Genomic DNA, 17,829 nt, shown 5'->3' with positions numbered 1-17,829 from the left:
CCCAGCCGGGCGCCCGAGATGCCGGCCCGGACGCCGCCCGGCGGGAGGCCCGCGCGACCCCGCGCGACCCCGCGCGTACGCTGGCCGCCATGCCCCACGCCGCGCCGCCCGCCCCGCAGATCCGCTTCGGCATCGTGGGGAGCGGCTGGCGCAGCGCCTTCTTCCTGCGCATCGCGCGCGCCCTCCCGGAGCGCTTCGCCGTCACCGGGCTCGTGACCCGCAGCGCCGACACCGGCCGCGCGCTCGAGGAGGAGTGGGGGATCCGCACCTTCCGCACCGCGGCCGAGCTGCTCGCCGCGGAGGCGCCGTCGTTCGCGGTCGTCTCCGTACCCAGATCCGCCGCGCCCGACGTGATCGCCGACCTCGTCGACCGCGGCGTGGCCGTGCTCACCGAGACGCCGCCCGGCGCGACCGTCGCTGACCTCGAGCGGCTCGACGCGCTCGTGAGGCAGGGCGCCAGGATCGAGGTGGCCGAGCAGTACCCGCTCTCGCCGCTGCTCGCCGCGCAGCTCGCGATCGCGGCCGGCGGCCGGCTCGGGCGGATCAGCCAGGCGACCGTCGCGCAGTGCCACGACTACCACGGCGTCCGCGTGATGCGCCGGGCCCTCGGCATCGGCTTCGAGGACGCGACCATCACGGCCGCCCGCTTCTCGTCGCCGATCGTCGCCGGGCCCGACCGCGACGGGGATCCCGTGCGCGAGGAGGTCGTGACGGCCGCGCAGACCACCGCGCGCTTCGACTTCGGCGATCGCCTCGGCGTCTACGACTTCTCCGACCGGCAGTACTTCTCCTGGATCCGCCGCAACCGGCTCCTCGTCCGCGGCGAGCGCGGCGAGATCGTCGACGAGCACGTCAGCTGGCTGCTCGACGCGACGACGCCCACGTGGGCGGACATCACGCGGGTGGAGACCGGGCAGGGCGGCAACCTCGAGGGCCACCACCTGCGCGGCCTGCTGCTCGGATCCGAGTGGGTCTACGAGAACCCCTTCGCGCCCGGGCGGCTCGCGGACGACGAGATCGCGATCGCGCAGTGCCTCGTCGAGATGCACGCGCACGCGGCAGGCGGCCCGTCCACGAACTCGCTCGCGGAGGCGTCGCAGGACCACCACCTCGCGCTGCTCATGCACGAGGCCGCGGACACGGGGAAGCCGGTCCGCAGCACGCGGCGAGCGTGGGCGGACTGACGCGCTCTCCCGGCTCGGGCGCGGCGGGGCGGATCAGCCCGCCAGGTGGCGCCGGATCGCCTCGACGCCGACCTCGACCTCGCGGAACGACGTCGTCAGCGGGCTGAGCCCGAGGCGGAGGCCGGACGGGGCGCGGAAGTCGGGGATCACGCCCTCCGCCCACAGGGCACCGACGATCTCGCGGAACCGCGGGTGGTCGACGCTCACGTGGCTGCCGCGGCGGTCCTCCTCGCGCGGGCTCGCGACGCGGGCGCCGAGCGGCACGAGGTCGCGGTCGACGAGGTCGAGCGCGAAGCCGGTGAGGGCGAGCGACTTGGCGCGGATCGCCTCCATGCCCGCTTCCTCGATCAGCGCGATCATGTCCTGCATCGCGAGCATGCCGACGATGGGCGGCGTGCCGCTGAGGAAGCGGCGGATCCCGTCGGCCGGCACGTACTCCGGCCCCATCGCGAAGACGTCCTGCGCGCCCATCCAGCCCTGGATCGGCTGCCGCAGCTCGGCCTGCAGATCGCCCCGCACGTAGCCGTGCGCGGGCGCACCGGGGCCGCCGTCGAGGTACTTGTAGCTGCAGCCGACCGCGAGGTCGACGCCCCACGCGTCGAGCTCGGTCGGCACGACGCCGACCGAGTGGCAGGTGTCCCAGAGCACGAGCGCGCCGGCGTCGTGCACGATGCGCGTGATCCCCGGCACGTCCGCGAGGAACCCCGAGCGGTAGGCGACCTGGCTGAGCACGACGAGCGCGGTCCGCTCCCCCACCGCCTCCGCGACGAGCTCCGGCGTGACCCCGGCGTCGGGCGCGACGTCGATCCACCGGATCGTCATGCCGCACTCCTCCGCGACGCCCTCGAGCACGAAGCGGTCGGTCGGGAAGTTGTCGGTGTCGATCACGAGCTCGTCGCGGCCTGGCCGCGCGCGGACGGCGGCGCGCACGAGCTTGTAGAGGATCACCGTGGTCGAGTCGCCGATGAACGTCTGGCCGGCCGCCGCCCCGAGGGTGACACGGCCGAGGTCGTCGCCGATGCGCGTCGGCATCGCGAGCCAGTCCTCATCCCAGCCGCGGATGAGGCGTCCGCCCCACTGGTCGCGCACGAAGTCGGCCACGCGGTCGACGCTCGCGAGGGTCGGCCGGCCGAGCGAGTTGCCGTCGAGGTAGGCGACCACGTCGTCGGCCTGCACGAACAGGTCGCGGAAGCGCGCGAGCGGATCGCGGGCGTCGAGCTCGGCGGCTGACGGGATGGGGCGGGAGGGGGCGTCGGTGCCGCGCGCGTCGGGTGTCACGTCCGCAGCCTACGTTCCGCGCAGGAGGCCGCCGCGATCCCGCGCGCCGACGAGGCCCCGGTCGCGCGCGGGCGGCATCCGGGCCAGCCGGTGGCCGGCTAGCCGGCCCGGAAGTAGTACGCGTCCGCGATCATCCCCGGCGCCGTGGCCCAGAGGCCGTCGGCGGCGCCGTCGATGGGGATCTCGACGACGACGTTCCCGCTCGCGGTGCCCTGCGGCTCGAGCATCTCGTAGGCATCCGTGAACGCGGGCGCCGGCGCCTGCGCGAAGCTGTCGGCGGCCGAGTACTGCGTGCCGTCGGGGGCGAGGAACCCCACGGCCAGCTCGGACAGCGGATCCCCCGTGCTCGACCCGAGGTACGTCGCGGTGACCGGGACGACCGCGTACTGCATGCCGGCCGCGGGCGGTTCGTTGGACGGATCCGCCGCGAGGACCGCTGCCGTGGCGTCGAGGATCGGCGTGCCCAGCGTGACCTGCCACTCCGGCCCGTCGATGCCCTCGCCCGTGACCGGGGTGCCGATCGGCAGCGGGTCGTCGGGGCTCGTGCCGGGCTGGGCCGTCGCGTCGTCGTCGCCTTCGCCGGAGGTCGGCTCGGGGCTGGCGAAGCCGGTATCGGATCCGGGGCCCGCGGTCTCCAGGGCCTCGGTGACCGAGCCCACGAACGCGAACGTGTAGACCAGCGCCAGCACGATGCTGAGGACGAAGCCGACGGCGCCGAGGATGAGGCCCGTCAGCGCCAGCGGCTTGCCGTCCATCCGCCGGGCGAGCGAGACGATGCCGAGCACCGCCGCGACCAGGGCGGGAATGGCCGTGACGTAGTTGAGGAACGGGATGAAGGCGCCCAGTACCGCGGCGATGCCCACGACCAGCGCCGCGATGGCGAGGCCCTTGCCGCCGCGGGGGCGGGGCGGTGGGCCGGAGACGTAGGGCGGCGCGGGGGCGGCGGGCGGGGCGCCGACCGGCGGCGCGTAGGAGGGGCCGGGCGCTGCGAGCCCCGGGGCGGCGCCGGAGCCGGCGCCGAGGCCGGCGGATCCCGCGCCGGCGTCGTATCCGACCGGCGGCAGGGGCGGCGCGGGATGGGCGGGCGCGTCCGCGGGCTCGGGCGCGTCCGCGGGCTCGGGCACGTCGGCGGGCTCAGGCATGGGCTGAGGCTCCGCCGCCGCCGCGGCGGGCTCGGCTGCGGCGGCAGGCTCGCCCGCGGCGGCGGGCTCGGCCGCGGCCGGGACGGCGGGCGGACCGTAGGGGCTGACGGGATCCGCCACGGCACCCACCGCGGATCCGTCCCCCTGGGCCGAGCCGTCGGTGGCCGGACCGCCGGTGGCCGGGCCGCCGGTGGCCGGGCCGCCGGTGGCCGGGCCGCCGGTGGCCGGGCCGCCGGCTGCCGGATCCTCGCCCCGCGGCTCGTCGGGGTGGGATCCGTCGGTCCGGCCGGGGTCGCGGTCATCGCTCATGTGACGTTCATAGCGGAGGGCGCCACCCGCGCGGCAGGGCCGTGCGCGAACCGCCCCGTAATGGGGGCGTCGTGCACCGCGGGCGCAGCCGTCCGTCCCGTCCCGGCGCGCGCCGCGCGTCCGCGGAGGTCCGTTAACCTCGGGGCGTGCCCCAGCCCGCGTGGACCCCCGACGGCCCCGACCTCGTGATCCACGCGGAGAACCTCGAGGCCGTCCGCGCGCTCCCCGACGGCGCCTTCCAGCTCATCTACCTGGATCCGCCGTTCAACACCGGCCGCACGCAGGAGCGGCAGAACCTCACCGTGACCCGCACGCCGGATCCGGCCGCCGATCCCGACGCGGACGCCGAGTCCGAGGCAGCCGACGATCCGGCCACGGACGCCGAGGCCGAGGTCGTTCCGGCCACCACGCTCGACGCCGCCGTGCCACACGCACCCGACGCCGCACCCGACACCTCGTTCGCCCCTGCCCCCGACGCCGCACCCGGCGCCGCCGCGGAGCCCGCCACCCCCGTCGCCCTCGCCCCCGCGAGCACCGCGACGCCCGAGCGGGTCCGCCCGCCGGGGGCGCGCCTCGGCTTCCATGGCCGCAGCTACGACTCCGTGAAGGGAATGCTCTACGGATTCGACGACTCGTTCGCCGACTACTGGGACTTCCTCGAGCCGCGCCTCATCGAGGCGTGGCGCCTCCTGGATCCCACGGGCACCCTCTACCTCCACCTCGACTACCGCGAGGTGCACTACGCGAAGGTCGTGCTCGATGCGCTCTTCGGCCGCCGCTCGTTCCTCAACGAGATCGTGTGGGCGTACGACTACGGCGCGAAGTCGCGCCGCCGCTGGCCGGCGAAACACGACACGATCCTCGTCTACGTGAAGGACCCCGTCCGCTACCGCTTCGACTCCGAGGGCGTGGACCGCGAGCCGTACATGGCGCCGGGCCTCGTGACCCCGGAGAAGCGCGAGCGCGGCAAGCTGCCGACGGACGTCTGGTGGCACACGATCGTCTCCCCCACCGGCCGCGAGAAGACGGGCTACGCGACGCAGAAGCCGCTCGGCGTGCTGCGCCGCATCGTGCAGGCGTCGAGCCGGCCCGGCGACTGGGTGCTCGACTTCTTCGCGGGATCCGGCACCACGGGCGCAGCGGCCCGCGAGCTCGGCCGCCGCTTCGTGCTGGTGGACGAGAACCCGCAGGCCATCGAGGTGATGCGCGCGCGTCTCGCGGGCGGGGGCACCGTCTTCGTCGAGCCGGAGACGGAGCCGGAGCCGGATCCGGTCGCCGACTGATCCGCGATCGCCCGCCCGGCTACCCCTGCTGCGCGAGCGCGAACGGCAGCACGCGCGTGGCCCCCGCCTTCCGCAGCAGACGGCCGGCGACCGTGAGCGTCCACCGCGTGTCGACCAGGTCGTCCACGAGGAGGACGGGACGCGGATCCGCCGCGAGGTCGTCCGCGAGGTGCGCGGGCACCTGGAACCGCGGGTGCACCCGCCCCAGCCGGTAGACGCTGTTGCCGCGCGCGGCGCCGGGCGCGCCCGGATCCACGAGGTCGAGCGATCCCAGGAACGGCAGCCGCCCGACCTCGGCGATGCGCTGGGCGAGGCTGCCGACGAGCTGCGGCCGGCTCGCCGACGGCACGTGCACGACGGCACGCGGACGCTCGGCCCAGCCCCACTCGGCGAGCACGCGGACGCATGCCGCGACGAGCGCGTCGTCGACCGGCGCGTCCTCCGCGCCGGCCGCGAAGACGGTGCGGAGGCGGCCGCCCCAGCCGAGGTCGGTGAGGCGCGCGAGCGCCCGGCCCTCGTCCACCTGCTCGTTCGCCGCGATCGCGCCGCTGAGCGGCACGCCGACGGTCGACGCGCCCGTGGGCCAGCGCAGCCGCGGCTCGATCGGCAGCCCGACCCTGTCGAGCGCCTGCGATGCCGTGGCCGACGCCCGCTGGTCGAGCGACGACGGGTACCACGCACCCGCGCACCGATCGCAGCGCCCGCACGGGGCCGCGGTGTCGTCGTCGAGCTGACGCTGGAGGAACTCCATCCGGCAGCCGAGCGTGGTCTCGTAGTCGAGCATCGCCTGCTGCTCGCGCACGCGCGCCGCGGCGACCTGCTCGTACCTGGCGCGGTCGTAGACCCACGGGACGCCCGTGGCCGACCAGCCCGAGGTGTTCCGCCGCACGGCCCCGTCGACGTCGAGCACCTTGAGCAGGAGGTCGAGCCGGCTGCGCGAGAGCGAGACCCGCGACTCGAGCGCGGGCACGGACAGCGGCCGGTCGCTGTCGCCGAGCGCCTTGATGACGGATGCCGCCTGCTGCTCGTCCGGCATGGAGGCCGTGGCGAAGTACTGCCAGATGTCCGGATCCTCGCGGCCGGGCAGGAGCAGCACGTCCGCGTCGGCGGACCCGCGCCCCGCGCGCCCGACCTGCTGGTAGTAGGAGACGGGCGACGACGGGGCCCCGAGGTGCACGACGAAGCCGAGGTCGGGCTTGTCGAAGCCCATGCCGAGCGCGCTGGTGGCGACGAGCGCCTTGACCTCGTTGCGCTGCAGCTCGCCCTCCGCCTGCTCGCGGTCGGCCGGATCGTCGCGCCCCGTGTACGCCTTGACCGCGTGGCCGGCGTCGCGCAGCAGCCGCGCGGTGTCCTGCGCGGCGGAGACGGTGAGCGCGTAGATGATGCCGCTGCCGGGCAGCTCGTCGAGGTGGCTGAGGAGCCAGCCGAGCCGGTCGCGGCTGTTCTCGAGCCGCAGCACGCCGAGCCGTAGCGAGCGCCGGGCGAGCGGTCCGCGGATGGTGACCACGGGCACGCGGTCGGCCTCGACGACGCCCGCGCCGGCGGATCCGACGCTCAGCTGCTCCTCGACGTCGGCCACCACGCGCGAGTTCGCGGTGGCGGTGGTGGCGAGCACGGGCACGCGCTCGTCGACGGAGGAGATGAGGTCGCGGAGGCGCCGGTAGTCGGGCCGGAAGTCGTGGCCCCAGTCGGAGATGCAGTGCGCCTCGTCGACCACGAGCAGGCCGAGCCGCGCCCGGAGCGCGGGCAGCTGCTCGTCGCGGAAGCGCGGGTTGTTCAGGCGCTCGGGCGACACGAGGAGCAGGTCGACCTCGTCGGCGTCGAGCGCGCGCAGCAGGTCGTCCCACTCGTGGGCGTTGCTCGAGTTCATGGCGACCGCGCGCACGCCGGCACGCCGGGCCGCGGCGACCTGGTCGCGCATGAGCGCGAGGAGCGGGGAGACGAGGAGCGTGGGGCCGAGGCCCTGCTGGCGGAGGAGCAGGGTGGCGACGAAGTAGACGGCCGACTTGCCCCATCCGGTGCGCTGCACGACGAGGGCGCGGGAGCGGTCCTGCACGAGGGCCTCGATGGCCTCGAACTGCCCGTCGTGGAAGTCGGCGCCCGCGACGCCGACGAGCCGGGACAGGTGCTCGCGGGCGGCGGACCGGAGGTCGGAGGTCGGAGCGGCGGAGGACTCAGCGGAGGAGGGTGGCGTCGCGGTGTCGGGCATGCGGCCATGCTCCCATCCGCCCCCGACCCCGCCGTCCCGCGGCGGCCCCACGGAGGGAGGGCGCGGCGGCCCGCGACCTGAGGAGGGACTACCGCTCGGGGGTGGATCCCGGCTCGATGGCCCGTGGCGCCCGCGCCGGTCCCGCGGCCCGGGCGGCCCGCACCGCCTGCTCGGCCTGGAGCTGCTTCATCCGCGCGAGCGCCGAGTAGTGCCGCTCCTCCTCCTCGAGGTCGGCGAGCTGCTGCTCGGTGCTCCGCACGCGCAGGTCGTCCGCGGCTGCCGCGCGCTCGTAGGCCGCGCTCCGGTCCGGCGGGCCGACGGGCTCGCGCCGCGCGTCCCAGTCGTGGCCGACGCAGAACCACACGATGCTGCCGATGAGCGGCAGGAAGACGATGAGCAGGATCCAGACGAGCTTCGGCAGGTGCTTGACCTGGTCGTCCGGGCGGGTGATGACGTCGACGAGCGCGCACACGGTCACGAGGAGGGGGAGCAGCCCGAAGAGGATCACGGTCAGGGAGCCTAGGGGCGGCGCGGGGCCCGGCGGAAGTCCCTTGCACGGACGTCGCGGAGGGTGCAGGGCGGCGGCGTTTCGCTCAGTGGACACGCACCTCCCATCTGTCAGGTGTTCAGGAGCGCTCCGTCCTACAGTCCAGTCGTGGGCCGCACCCGGTGGCCTCAGTGAGGAGGAGATCATGGGTCTCGACGACAAGATCAAGAACGCTGCTCAGGACATCGCGGGCAAGGCCAAGGAGGCGCTCGGCGAGCACAAGGGCGACGAGAGCCTCAAGGCCGAGGGCCAGAAGGACCAGGCCGCGGCGTCCGCCAAGAAGGCCGGCGAGAACGTCAAGGACGTCTTCAAGTAGAGCCGGACCAGCAGCGCCAGGAGAGGCGGCGACCCGTGGGGTCGCCGCCTCTCCTCATGCCCGGGCCCGGTCGTCACGGCAGGGCGGGAGCCCCCGAGTCCGCGATGATCCGCTGCACCAGCTCCGCGTCGAGGAGCGCGACCTCGTCGCCGTCGTCCTCCGCGTGCGCCCGCACCACGACCGACGTGACGACGCCCGCCGGGTCGACGTCGACCACGAGGAACCCGGATCCGCGCACGATGCGCTCCGTGCCGACCTCCGCCGCCACGTCCGTCTCGTTCGCGACTCCGGGCGCTACCAGCACGGGCACGCCCGCCAGCGACCCGACGATGTGGTGGTGGTAGTGCCCCGAGAGGATCACCCGCACGTCGCTGCCGCGCACGATCTCGGCCAGCCGCTCCGGGCCCTGCAGCGCGAGCGACTCGTGCAGCGTCGTGGGCGCGGGCACCGGCGGGTGGTGCAGCACGAGCACGGTGCCGTGCTCAGCCGGGGTCGCGAGCAGCTCGCGGAGCCCGTCGAGCTGCTGCTCGCGGAGGGCGCCGTAGCCCTTGCCGGGCACGGAGGTGTCGAGGGTCGCGATGCGCCAGCCGTCCACGATCGTGACGCCGTCGATGGGCGGCACGGCCGCGGGATCGCGTCCGTCGTCGGTGCCGGGAGCGCCGTGTCCGTCGCCGAGCACGAGCCGGAAGGCGGAGCGCACGTCGTGGTTGCCGGGCGTGAGCACGAGCGCGGCGCCGCGCGACGAGGTCCACGGCACGAGCCGCTCGCTCAGGAGCGCGTACGACTCGGCGGTGCCGTCCTCCGAGAAGTCGCCCGAGCCGACGAGGAGCCGGACGTGCGGGACGCGGTCGGCCTCGACGAGGACGCGCTCGAGGGCAGCGCCCGTGTCGACGACGCCCTGGTGCAGGCCGCCGTCGCGGAGGAGGTGGGTGTCGCTGAGGTGGACGAGGCGCAGGGATCCGGGAGGCAGTGCGTGCATGCGCCGACCCTACGGGGACGGGCCGACACAGCGGGGGACGGCGGGCGGACATCGGGTGACGCCGCCCGCGGGACCGACGGCCGCGCATCCCCGGCGGTAGCCTCGTCCCACGACGAGAGGGAACCCCATGGCGACGCGCGACGAGATGGACTGCTGGCTCACCGACATGGACGGCGTGCTGGTGCACGAGAACCAGGCCCTGCCCGGCGCGGCGGCCCTCATCCAGCAGTGGCAGGACCAGGGCAAGCCCTTCCTCGTGCTCACCAACAACAGCATCTTCACGCCGCGCGACCTCTCGGCCCGGCTCCGCGCGTCCGGCCTGCACGTGCCCGAGGAGTCGATCTGGACCTCCGCGCTCGCGACCGCCGCGTTCCTCGAGCAGCAGATGCCCGGCGGATGCGCGTTCGTCATCGGCGAGGCAGGCCTCACGACCGCGCTGCACGAGGCGGGCTTCATCATGACCGACACGAAGCCCGACTTCGTGGTCATCGGCGAGACGCGCAACTACTCGTTCGAGGCGATCACGCGGGCGATCCGCCTCATCAACGGCGGCGCGCGCTACATCGCGACGAACCCCGACGCGACCGGACCGAGCGCGGAGGGCGTGCTGCCCGCGACGGGCGCGGTGCTCGCGCTCATCTCGAAGGCCACGGGCAAGGAGCCGTACATCGTGGGCAAGCCGAACCCGATGATGTTCCGCTCGGCGCTCAACAAGATCGGCGCGCACTCCGAGAGCACCGGCATGATCGGCGACCGCATGGACACCGACATCATCGCGGGCATCGAGGCGGGGCTCCACACGGTGCTCGTGCTCACGGGCATCAGCGACCGGGCCGAGATCGAGCGCTACCCGTTCCGGCCCGACGAGGTGCTGTCGGGCGTCACCGAGCTGCTGGATCCGGAGCCCGTCGAGTCCGAGCTCTGATCAGGCCGCAGGCGGCTAGGGCACGACGGGCGGCTGCGGGACGCCGATGCTGCCCGTGAAGGTGCCGCCGCCGGCGCGCGAGACGAAGCAGTAGGCGTCGCGGTCGCCGGCCGTCCACTCGTCCTGCGTGATGGGGTACGCCGACTGGTACTGCACGTCGGAGTAGGCGCGAGCCGCCGCGTAGTCGATCACGGTGTCGGCGATGCAGAGCTCGTCGGCGGAGTCGCGCACGGCCTCCTCGCCGGGGAACGTGTCTCCGGTCTGCGGCAGGGCGACGCGGGCGACCATCTGCGCGTGGTGCTCGGAGCCGCAGTCGACGACCGTGAACTCCTCCTCCCACGGCGTCGTGTACGGGTCGATGCACTCGCCGCCGAGGAGCGCGTCCCACGCCTGGACGCCTGCCGCGGCCGGGCCCTGCACGGGATCGGTCGGGGTGGGCGACGGGGTCGGCGTGGCCTCGGCCGTCGGCGTGGCGACGGGGGCCGCATCGGGTGCGGCGGTGGATCCGAGCCGCTGGCCCAGGTAGAAGAGGCCGACGAGGAGCAGCACCAGGAGGATCGCGCCGCCGACCCAGAGGCCGGTGCGACGCGGGCCGCGGGGTCCGCGCGGTGGTGCGGCGGCGGGCGCGGGGATCCGGGCCGTGTCGAGGACGGGGGCGCGCGGCGCCGGCGCCCGGGGTGCGGGCGGAGCCGCGTACGGTGGGGGCACCGGGGCGGGACGCGGGGCCGGATCGGGACGCGGGGAGGCGGCCGGGACGGCGACGGTGGGGGCGTCGCGGTCGGGGCGCGGCGCGGCAGCGGCAGGGGCGGAGGTGGAGGCGGGGAGGATCCGCGTGCGGTCGTCCGCGTCCTCGGGGGCCGTGGGCCGGTCCTCGGCGTCGGCTTCCACGTCGGCGTCGGCGTCGGCGCGCTCGTTCGTGGGATCCGCCTCGACGTCGCCGAAGAGCAGGGAGATCGCGTCGACGGGTTCGGCGGCGGAGGCGTCCGGCGGTGCGAAGGAGCTGGGGGCGGGATCGGGGACGCGAGCGGTCGGGGCGACCTCGTCCCGCGGCTCGGCACCGTGCTCGGGCGCGCGGTCGGCGTCCGACGACTCGACGACCGGCGAGGACAGGACGGCCGCCTCCGGCTCGGGCACCGCCTCCGGCTCGGGCACCGCCTCCGGCTCGGGTGCGGCCTCCGGCTCGGGTGCGTCCTCCGGCTCGGGTGCGGCCTCTGGGCGATCCGCGGTCGGCGGGGCGTCGGCAGGCTCGGCGTGAGCGGCAGCAGCAGCGGCAGGCGCAGCAGCGGGCGCGGATCCGGATGCCCACGCCATCGCGGCGGCACGCGCCGCGGCGGCCGCGGGGGCGAGCGGCGCAGGAGCCGCATCCTCGTCGTCGCGCTCGGCACCGGCGCCGGCGCCGGCGGACGCGTCGACGTCCCCGCCGAGCGCCTGCGGCTCGACCTCATGCGCGGCATCGTCCGCGGGATCGTCGACGACCTCCGCGTCCTCGTCCATCCGGTCGTCCCGGAGCGGCGTCAGCTGGACCGGGTCGTCGTCGGGGGCTGCCTGCACGGCGGGATCCTCGACGAGCTCGGCGTCGACGACCGGCGCGTCCGCGGGCACGACCGGCGGGGCCGCGTCATCCTGCGCGTCGTCGACCGGCTCGAGCACCAGCTCGGCGGGCGCGTCGTCGACCGGCGCGGGATCGGTCTCGACCTCGCCGGACAGCACCTCGCCCGTTCCGTCTGCCGCGGGGGCGGGCACGTACCCGGGGTCGGGCTCGCCGGGGAACTCCACGTCGCCCGCGTCGACCGGGGCGTCCGCGATGCGGGGCTCGGGCGCCGGCGCGTCGAGGGCGGCGTCGAGATCATGGGCGTCCTGGTCCGCGTCCACCTGGTCGAGCGGGGCGACGCGCTCGTCGTCCTCGGTCGGGTCGCGCGGGACGATGCCCGCGAGGATGTCGGCGTCCGGGGGCTGCGGCGCGTCGGCGGGAGCGGGATCCACGCCGCCCTCGGTCTGCCCGGCGGCGTCCTGCTCGGCGGCGTCCTGCTCCGCGGGCACGGGCTCGCGGCCGGCCGGGCGACCCCAGCCGATGGGCGCGAGCGGCTGGGCGGGCCTCTCGCGGTCGGCGTCGGTGGCCGGACGGACCGCGAACGGGTCGTCGTCGTCGCGACCGGATCCGGTGCCGCCGCCGGGCGCCCCGCTCACTAGGCCAGCCCCAGGTCCTCGAGGCCGATCGCGTACAGGTAGCGGTGCCCCGCGGCCTCGATCACCTCACGTGCGTCGGTCGAGCGGTCGACCACGACGGCGACCGCGGCGATCTCCGCGCCCACCTTCTCGAGCGCCTCGATGGCCTTCAGCGGGGATCCGCCGGTGGTGGAGGTGTCCTCGACGACGATGACGCGCTTGCCCTTCAGGTCAGGGCCCTCGACCTGGCGGCCGCGGCCGTGGTCCTTGGGCTCCTTGCGCACGACGAAGGCGTCGTAGCCGCGGCCGACCGCGGCGCCCTGGTGCAGGATCGCGGCGGCGATGGGATCCGCGCCCATCGTCAGCCCGCCGACCGCCGCCACATCGGGCACGTCCGCGATGAGGTCGAGCATGACCTGCCCGATGAGCGGCGCGACGCGGTGGTCGAGGCTCACGCGGCGGAGGTCGACGTAGTAGGTGGCCTTCTTGCCGCTCGTCAGGGTGAAGTCGCCGTGGAAGACGGCGTCCTCCTTGATGTGGGCGATGAGCTGCTGGCGGGCGTCGGAGGTCGTCACGCAGCCGATCCTACGGGCGGGGAACGGCGTGGGCCGGTGCGACGGGCGGGCGGGACGCCGACCGGATCAGGCGTCGGGCCCGGTCGGCAGCCCGAAGACCGTGCCCACCGCGGCCACGTCGTCGCCGCCGTGGCCGGCCGCAGACGCCTCCGCGTACGTCTCGCGGAGCGCCTCGAGCATCGCGGTGTCGAAGTCGTGCGCGTCGGCGCCGTCGAGCGCGGCGAGCATCAGCGTCACGTCCTTGAGCAGGCCGTCGAGCGCGAACGACGGCGCGAGCTCGCCGGACAGCATCGCTCCGCCCTTGAGGTGCGCGTACGGCGTGTCGGCCGCGCCGCCCGCGATCGCGTCGAGGAAGAGGCCCGGCTCGACGCCGAGCAGGCGCGCGAGGCCGAGCGACTGGCCGGTGGCGGCGGTGATGGAGGCGATCCACGCGTTGCACGCGAGCTTGAGGGCGGATCCCGGTCCCGCGTCCGTCCCCGCGACCACGGTGCGCGAGCCGGTCGCCTCGAGGACGGGGCGGGCGACGGCGATGTCGGCCGCGGATCCGGAGACGAGGTGCACGAGGAGGCCCTGCTCGGCCGGACCGCGCGTGCCGAGGACGGGCGCGTCGACGAAGCGGACGCCGTGCTCGGCGGCGAGCGCGGCGATCCGCCGGGTGCCCTCGACGCCGACGGTGGAGGACTGGAGCACGACGGCGTCGGGGCGGAGCGCGGGCGCGACCTCGGCGAGGACCTCGAGCACGGCATCCGCGTCGAACAGCATCACGACCACGACGTCGGCGTCGCGCACCGCGTCGGCGGCGGTCTGGGCGACGGTCGCGCCGGCGTCGGCGAGGGGCGCGGCCTTGTCGGCGCTGCGGTTCCAGACGGCGAGCGGCAGGCCCGCGCGGAGGATCGAGCGGCTCATGCCGGACCCCATGACGCCGGTGCCGAGGAGCGCCACGCGGGGCTGCCCGTCGGATGCGGGGGTGGATGCGGGCGCGGCAGCGGTGTCGTCGGTCATGCCCCGACGGTACGCCCGCGATCTGCGAGGTCCGCAGACGCGACGCCGCCCGGACACGGCGGCGGGCCGCCCGTCGCGAGGACAGGCGGCCCGTCGGGCGCTGCGGGATGGGTCAGACGGCGGGCGCCGCGGACAGGTCGTCGTCGGAGCCCTCGCCGGGCAGCACGATGTCGGCGACAGTGACGTCGACGCGCGTCACCTGGCGGCCGACGAGCTCGGTCACCGCGTCGGAGATGGCCGCGCGCACGCCGGCCGCGATGTCCTGGAGCGGCACGCCGTACTCGGCGACGAGGGTCACCTCGAACGCGACGCCCGCCTCCTGGGCGTCGACGGCGATCCCCTGCGTGAGGTCGGTCTGGCCGATGCGGTCGCGGAGCTGGCCGATGACGCGAGCGGCGCCGCCGCCCAGCGCGTGCACGCCCGGGATGTCGCGGACGGCGAGGCCCGCGACCTTGGCGATGACGGCGTCGGTGACGACGGTGTCGCCCTCCGCGAGGACGCTCCCCGTGATCCCGGTGCTGGCGCCGGTGCTCGCGGGCGAGACGCGTACGACGTCGGCGGGAGTGCTGGGGTTCTGGTCGCTCATCGGTTCCTCCTCGTGGATGCCCGGTCGCCGGGCGCTGCTGTGATAATCATGGATGAGACGCACGGACGGCAGGGTCCGTCACGGATCGCTCCCGGATCCGCCTCGTCTCCCAGCGCACACGGAGGTACGGCATGGCCCTCTCCTCCTCGTTGCAGGACGCGGGCGACGGCATCCTCGCCGAGCGCGCGGCCGACGGCGACGCCCGGGCCTTCGAGGTGCTGGTCCGCCGGCACACCCCCTACATGCGCGCGTTCGCGATCCGGCTCACCGGATCCCGCGCCGACGCCGACGACGCCGTGCAGGAGGCCCTCATCACCGCATGGGACCGCCTGCCGACGCTCGAGAAGCCCGACCGCGTCAAGAGCTGGCTCCTGCAGATCGTCAGCCGGAAGTCCATCGACAGGATCCGCGCCCGCCGCCCCGCCGACGACATAGACGACATCGAGATCGCCGACCGGCTCACGTCCCCCGAGCGCGACGCGGAGACGTCGTCGCAGATGCGCGCGCTGGCGGCTGTCCTCGACGCGCTGCCTCGCGAGCAGCGCGAGGTGTGGATGCTGCGCGAGGTGGGAGGCTTCTCGTACGAGGAGATCGCCGAGAAGCTCGGCTCGACGCCCTCGACCGTGCGCGGCCGGCTGTCCCGGGCGCGCACCACCGTGATGACGAGCATGGAGGAATGGCGATGAGCGGCACCGGACCGGGCGATCCCGGGGAGCGCCTGCCCGTGGATCCCGCACCCGCGCTCGACACCGACGGCGCGCCCCTCGACATGGCCGCCCTCGCGGACTACCTCGACCGCGGGCGCACGCCGCGCATCGCCGCCTACGAGGACGACCCCGAGATCCGCAACGCGCTCCGCGCCCTCGAGCACATGCGCGACCTCGGCCGCGAGCTCGTGCAGGTCGAGGCCGAGGAGCAGGAGGCACCCGGGGACGACTTCTTCCGCGGCGTGCTCGCCCACATCAGCCGCGAGTCGCGCGCCGGCCGCGACATCCCGCTCTCCCACCCGGATCCGGCCGTGCGCCTCGCGCTCACCGAGGGCGCCGTGCGCACCCTGGTGCGGCAGGCCGGCGACGAGGTGCCGGGCGTCCTCGTCGGCCGCTGCACGCTCGACGGCGACGTCACGCGCGCAGGCATGCCCGTGCGGGTGGCGCTCACCCTGAGCGTCGTGTGGGGGGAGCCGCTGCCCGAGATCGCGCAGCGCGTGCGGGAGCGGGTGCACGCGGCCCTGCTCCGGCACACCGAGCTGCGCGTCGAGGCGATCGACGTGACCGTGGTGGACGTGCAGGCGCGTCCCGTGCAGGAGGAGGCCGGAGATGACCCTCGACGATGACGCATCGGCCGCCATGCCCGCGCCCGTCCCCGTGCCGCTCCCCGCGCCCGCCGACCTGTCGCGCGACCTGACCGCCGTCCTCCGCGGCGTCGCGGGCGTGGCCGACGTCTACGCGCCGCGCTCCCCGATCCTGCTCGCCGCCCAGCAGGTGGTCGAGGGCGTCGTGGCCGGATCCTCCACGGCCGTCGAGCAGCTCGTCACCGTCGAGACCGGCGAGGGCACCGTGCTCGTCGAGGCGTCCATCGCGGTGGACGCGTCGGGCCGCGCGAGCGGCACCGCGCGCGCCGCGGTCGACGCGATCCGCGCGAGCCTCGCCGAATCGGTGGGGCCCGAGGCCGCCGCGCGCGCGGCCGTCACGGTGCGCGTCGGCAGCATCGGCTGACCGGCCACGGCCCTGCGCCGGTCCCGCGCGCGACCGGCCGCGCCGCCCGCTCCCGGTACCGTGTACGCATGCGCGTCGCCACCTGGAACGTCAACTCCATCCGCACCCGCGTGGGCCGCGTCGTCGACTGGCTCGTGCGCGAGGACGTCGACGTGCTGGCCATGCAGGAGATCAAGTGCAAGCCCGAGCAGTTCCCCATGGCGGCGTTCGAGGAGGCCGGATACGAGGTCGCCGTGCACGGCCTCAGCCAGTGGAACGGCGTCGCGATCGCGAGCCGGCTGCCGCTCGAGGACGTCGTGACGACCTTCGAGGGGATGCCGCGCTTCGGCAAGCCCGACGCCTCCGGGCAGTCGCCGCTCGAGGCCCGCGCGATGGGCGCGACCGTCGCGGGCGTCCGCCTCTGGAGCCTGTACGTGCCCAACGGCCGCGCCCTCGACGACCCGCACTACTCCTACAAGCTCGAGTGGCTCCAGGCGCTGGCCGCCGACACGCGCGCCTGGCTCGCCGCGGATCCCGCCATCCCGCTCGCGCTCATGGGCGACTGGAACGTGGCGCCGCTGGACACCGACGTCTGGGATCCCGCGCTCTTCGAGGGCAAGACGCACACGTCAGAGCCGGAGCGCGCCGCGTTCGCCGCCTTTCTCGACGCCGGGCTCGCGGACGTCGTGCGGCCGTCGATCCCCGAGGGCTACACGTACTGGGACTACCAGCAGCTGCGGTTCCCGCGGGACGAGGGCATGCGGATCGACTTCATCCTCGGGAACGACCGGTTCGCCGAGCTCGTGGACGCGCCCCGGATCCACCGTGACGAGCGCAAGGGCGACGGGCCGAGCGACCACGTGCCGGTGGCCGTGGACCTCGACGTCGAGACCGAGCTCGACGACGACCGGCCGATGATCTTCTGACCATCCGCCCCGCGCCGCCATGGCCGCTCGCCCTCCCGCCGACCCCGCCGATTCCGGCCCGGCGGGACGCGCCCCGTAGTCTCGTGCCGTGACCCCCGACGACGACGCGACCCCGGAGCGCGGCCGCCGCGCCTCCCGCGGGCGCCGGTCCGCCGCCCCGCCGGCCCGCCGCCGGCGCCTGCCGGAGGTCCCGAAGATCACCCTGCCGACGCTGCCGCGCGGCCGCGGCCGCGCGGACGACCGCGCCGAGACCGGCGAACCCGCCCGCCCGGACGCCCGTGCCGCCGCCCGCTCCGCCGCCCGCGACGACGATCCCGCCGGCCCCGACTGGGTGCCGCGCTGGATCCGCCGGATCGACCGCCGGATCCTCGTCACCACGCTCGTCTCGATGCTCGTCGCCGCGGTCGTGGGCGGCAGCATCGCCGCCATGGGTCTCGGCCTCATCTTCGTCACCGACGCGTGCGACGTGGACACCTACGTCTGCCGCGACTCGCTCTTCACGATCGGCTACGGCATCGCCGTCGCGGGCCCGCTGTTCCTCACGGGCATCGCCGCCATCGTCGCGCTCGTCGGCATGATCCGCGGGCGCACGAGGCCCTGGCTGGTGCTCCTCATCGGCGTGGGGGCGTCGCTCGCGGCGTACATCCTCGGCGCCGTGCTCGTGCTCGTCGCGGTGCCCGGCTCCTCCCCCATCACCTGATCCGCGCG

Annotated in this window: 18 protein-coding genes; 9 read left to right on the top strand and 9 right to left on the bottom strand. The window is 75.3% G+C overall.

Annotation, left to right across the window (positions count from 1 at the left end; translation table 11 throughout):
• Positions 1-89: 89 nt before the first annotated feature.
• Complete coding sequence (locus FGD68_RS04560) at positions 90-1,184, top strand: Gfo/Idh/MocA family oxidoreductase (RefSeq protein WP_119373545.1); 1,095 nt, start codon at positions 90-92, stop codon at positions 1,182-1,184.
• A 33-nt stretch (positions 1,185-1,217) separates the two neighbouring features.
• Here the strand turns inward: FGD68_RS04560 and FGD68_RS04555 are convergent, their stop codons facing one another.
• Complete coding sequence (locus FGD68_RS04555; RefSeq protein WP_119373544.1) at positions 1,218-2,462, bottom strand: kynureninase; 1,245 nt, start codon at positions 2,460-2,462, stop codon at positions 1,218-1,220.
• 98 nt (positions 2,463-2,560) lie between these two features.
• Complete coding sequence (locus tag FGD68_RS04550; RefSeq protein WP_237610038.1) at positions 2,561-3,913, bottom strand: DUF4190 domain-containing protein; 1,353 nt, start codon at positions 3,911-3,913, stop codon at positions 2,561-2,563.
• A gap of 146 nt (positions 3,914-4,059) precedes the next feature.
• Between FGD68_RS04550 and FGD68_RS04545 the strand changes: the two genes are divergently transcribed.
• The gene (locus FGD68_RS04545) at positions 4,060-5,196 is read left to right on the top strand and encodes a DNA-methyltransferase (RefSeq protein ID WP_237609834.1); all 1,137 of its coding nucleotides are present in this window, start codon (positions 4,060-4,062) and stop codon (positions 5,194-5,196) included.
• A gap of 19 nt (positions 5,197-5,215) precedes the next feature.
• On the opposite strand, the gene FGD68_RS04540 is transcribed toward FGD68_RS04545, so the two are convergent.
• A complete protein-coding gene (locus FGD68_RS04540; RefSeq protein WP_237609833.1) occupies positions 5,216-7,405 on the bottom strand; it encodes a RecQ family ATP-dependent DNA helicase in 2,190 nt (729 codons plus the stop codon).
• A gap of 88 nt (positions 7,406-7,493) precedes the next feature.
• Positions 7,494-7,913, bottom strand: a complete 420-nt coding sequence (locus tag FGD68_RS04535; protein WP_119373364.1) for a PLD nuclease N-terminal domain-containing protein — start codon at positions 7,911-7,913, stop codon at positions 7,494-7,496.
• A 184-nt stretch (positions 7,914-8,097) separates the two neighbouring features.
• On the opposite strand from FGD68_RS04535, the gene FGD68_RS04530 reads away from it, so the two are divergent.
• The gene (locus FGD68_RS04530; RefSeq protein WP_104237414.1) at positions 8,098-8,268 is read left to right on the top strand and encodes a CsbD family protein; all 171 of its coding nucleotides are present in this window, start codon (positions 8,098-8,100) and stop codon (positions 8,266-8,268) included.
• 73 nt (positions 8,269-8,341) lie between these two features.
• Here the strand turns inward: FGD68_RS04530 and FGD68_RS04525 are convergent, their stop codons facing one another.
• Entirely contained in the window at positions 8,342-9,247 is a 906-nt protein-coding gene (locus FGD68_RS04525) for a metallophosphoesterase (protein ID WP_119373363.1), read from the bottom strand.
• A gap of 127 nt (positions 9,248-9,374) precedes the next feature.
• Between FGD68_RS04525 and FGD68_RS04520 the strand changes: the two genes are divergently transcribed.
• Positions 9,375-10,172, top strand: a complete 798-nt coding sequence (locus FGD68_RS04520) for an HAD-IIA family hydrolase (RefSeq protein ID WP_119373362.1) — start codon at positions 9,375-9,377, stop codon at positions 10,170-10,172.
• A 15-nt stretch (positions 10,173-10,187) separates the two neighbouring features.
• On the opposite strand, the gene FGD68_RS15505 is transcribed toward FGD68_RS04520, so the two are convergent.
• The 4 genes from FGD68_RS15505 to FGD68_RS04500 form a co-directional block, all read right to left on the bottom strand.
• Positions 10,188-12,359 carry a septum formation family protein gene (locus FGD68_RS15505; RefSeq protein ID WP_262914784.1) on the bottom strand — a complete coding sequence of 724 codons (2,172 nt, stop codon included), beginning with the start codon at positions 12,357-12,359 and terminating at the stop codon, positions 10,188-10,190.
• Positions 12,359-12,913: an orotate phosphoribosyltransferase gene (pyrE, locus tag FGD68_RS04510; RefSeq protein ID WP_086505898.1), complete on the bottom strand. Its 555-nt coding sequence runs from the start codon at positions 12,911-12,913 to the stop codon at positions 12,359-12,361. Before pyrE ends, FGD68_RS15505 begins: the two co-directional genes overlap by 1 nt.
• 66 nt (positions 12,914-12,979) lie before the next feature.
• The gene (locus FGD68_RS04505) at positions 12,980-13,915 is read right to left on the bottom strand and encodes an NAD(P)-dependent oxidoreductase (RefSeq protein WP_237609832.1); all 936 of its coding nucleotides are present in this window, start codon (positions 13,913-13,915) and stop codon (positions 12,980-12,982) included.
• 112 nt (positions 13,916-14,027) lie between these two features.
• Positions 14,028-14,501, bottom strand: coding sequence for an Asp23/Gls24 family envelope stress response protein (locus tag FGD68_RS04500; RefSeq protein WP_119373534.1), 474 nt, complete (start codon positions 14,499-14,501; stop codon positions 14,028-14,030).
• Between the two features lie 131 nt (positions 14,502-14,632).
• Here FGD68_RS04500 and FGD68_RS04495 point away from each other — a divergent pair, with 131 nt between their 5' ends.
• The 5 genes from FGD68_RS04495 to FGD68_RS04475 all read left to right on the top strand — a co-directional run bounded on the left by FGD68_RS04495 (position 14,633) and on the right by FGD68_RS04475 (position 17,821).
• Positions 14,633-15,187, top strand: coding sequence for an RNA polymerase sigma factor (locus FGD68_RS04495; RefSeq protein ID WP_104235921.1), 555 nt, complete (start codon positions 14,633-14,635; stop codon positions 15,185-15,187).
• Positions 15,184-15,834, top strand: a complete 651-nt coding sequence (locus tag FGD68_RS04490) for an Asp23/Gls24 family envelope stress response protein (RefSeq protein ID WP_119373537.1) — start codon at positions 15,184-15,186, stop codon at positions 15,832-15,834. The genes FGD68_RS04495 and FGD68_RS04490 overlap by 4 nt, the downstream gene beginning before the upstream one ends.
• Positions 15,818-16,216, top strand: coding sequence for a hypothetical protein (locus tag FGD68_RS04485; RefSeq protein ID WP_237609831.1), 399 nt, complete (start codon positions 15,818-15,820; stop codon positions 16,214-16,216). Before FGD68_RS04490 ends, FGD68_RS04485 begins: the two co-directional genes overlap by 17 nt.
• 68 nt (positions 16,217-16,284) lie before the next feature.
• Complete coding sequence (locus tag FGD68_RS04480) at positions 16,285-17,121, top strand: exodeoxyribonuclease III (RefSeq protein WP_104235919.1); 837 nt, start codon at positions 16,285-16,287, stop codon at positions 17,119-17,121.
• A gap of 88 nt (positions 17,122-17,209) precedes the next feature.
• A complete protein-coding gene (locus FGD68_RS04475) occupies positions 17,210-17,821 on the top strand; it encodes a hypothetical protein (RefSeq protein ID WP_237609830.1) in 612 nt (203 codons plus the stop codon).
• Positions 17,822-17,829 lie beyond the last annotated feature (8 nt).

The organism is Clavibacter californiensis (assembly GCF_021952865.1).
Taxonomy (GTDB): Bacteria; Actinomycetota; Actinomycetes; order Actinomycetales; family Microbacteriaceae; genus Clavibacter; species Clavibacter californiensis.
This window is presented reverse-complemented; position numbering and strand designations above follow the sequence as displayed.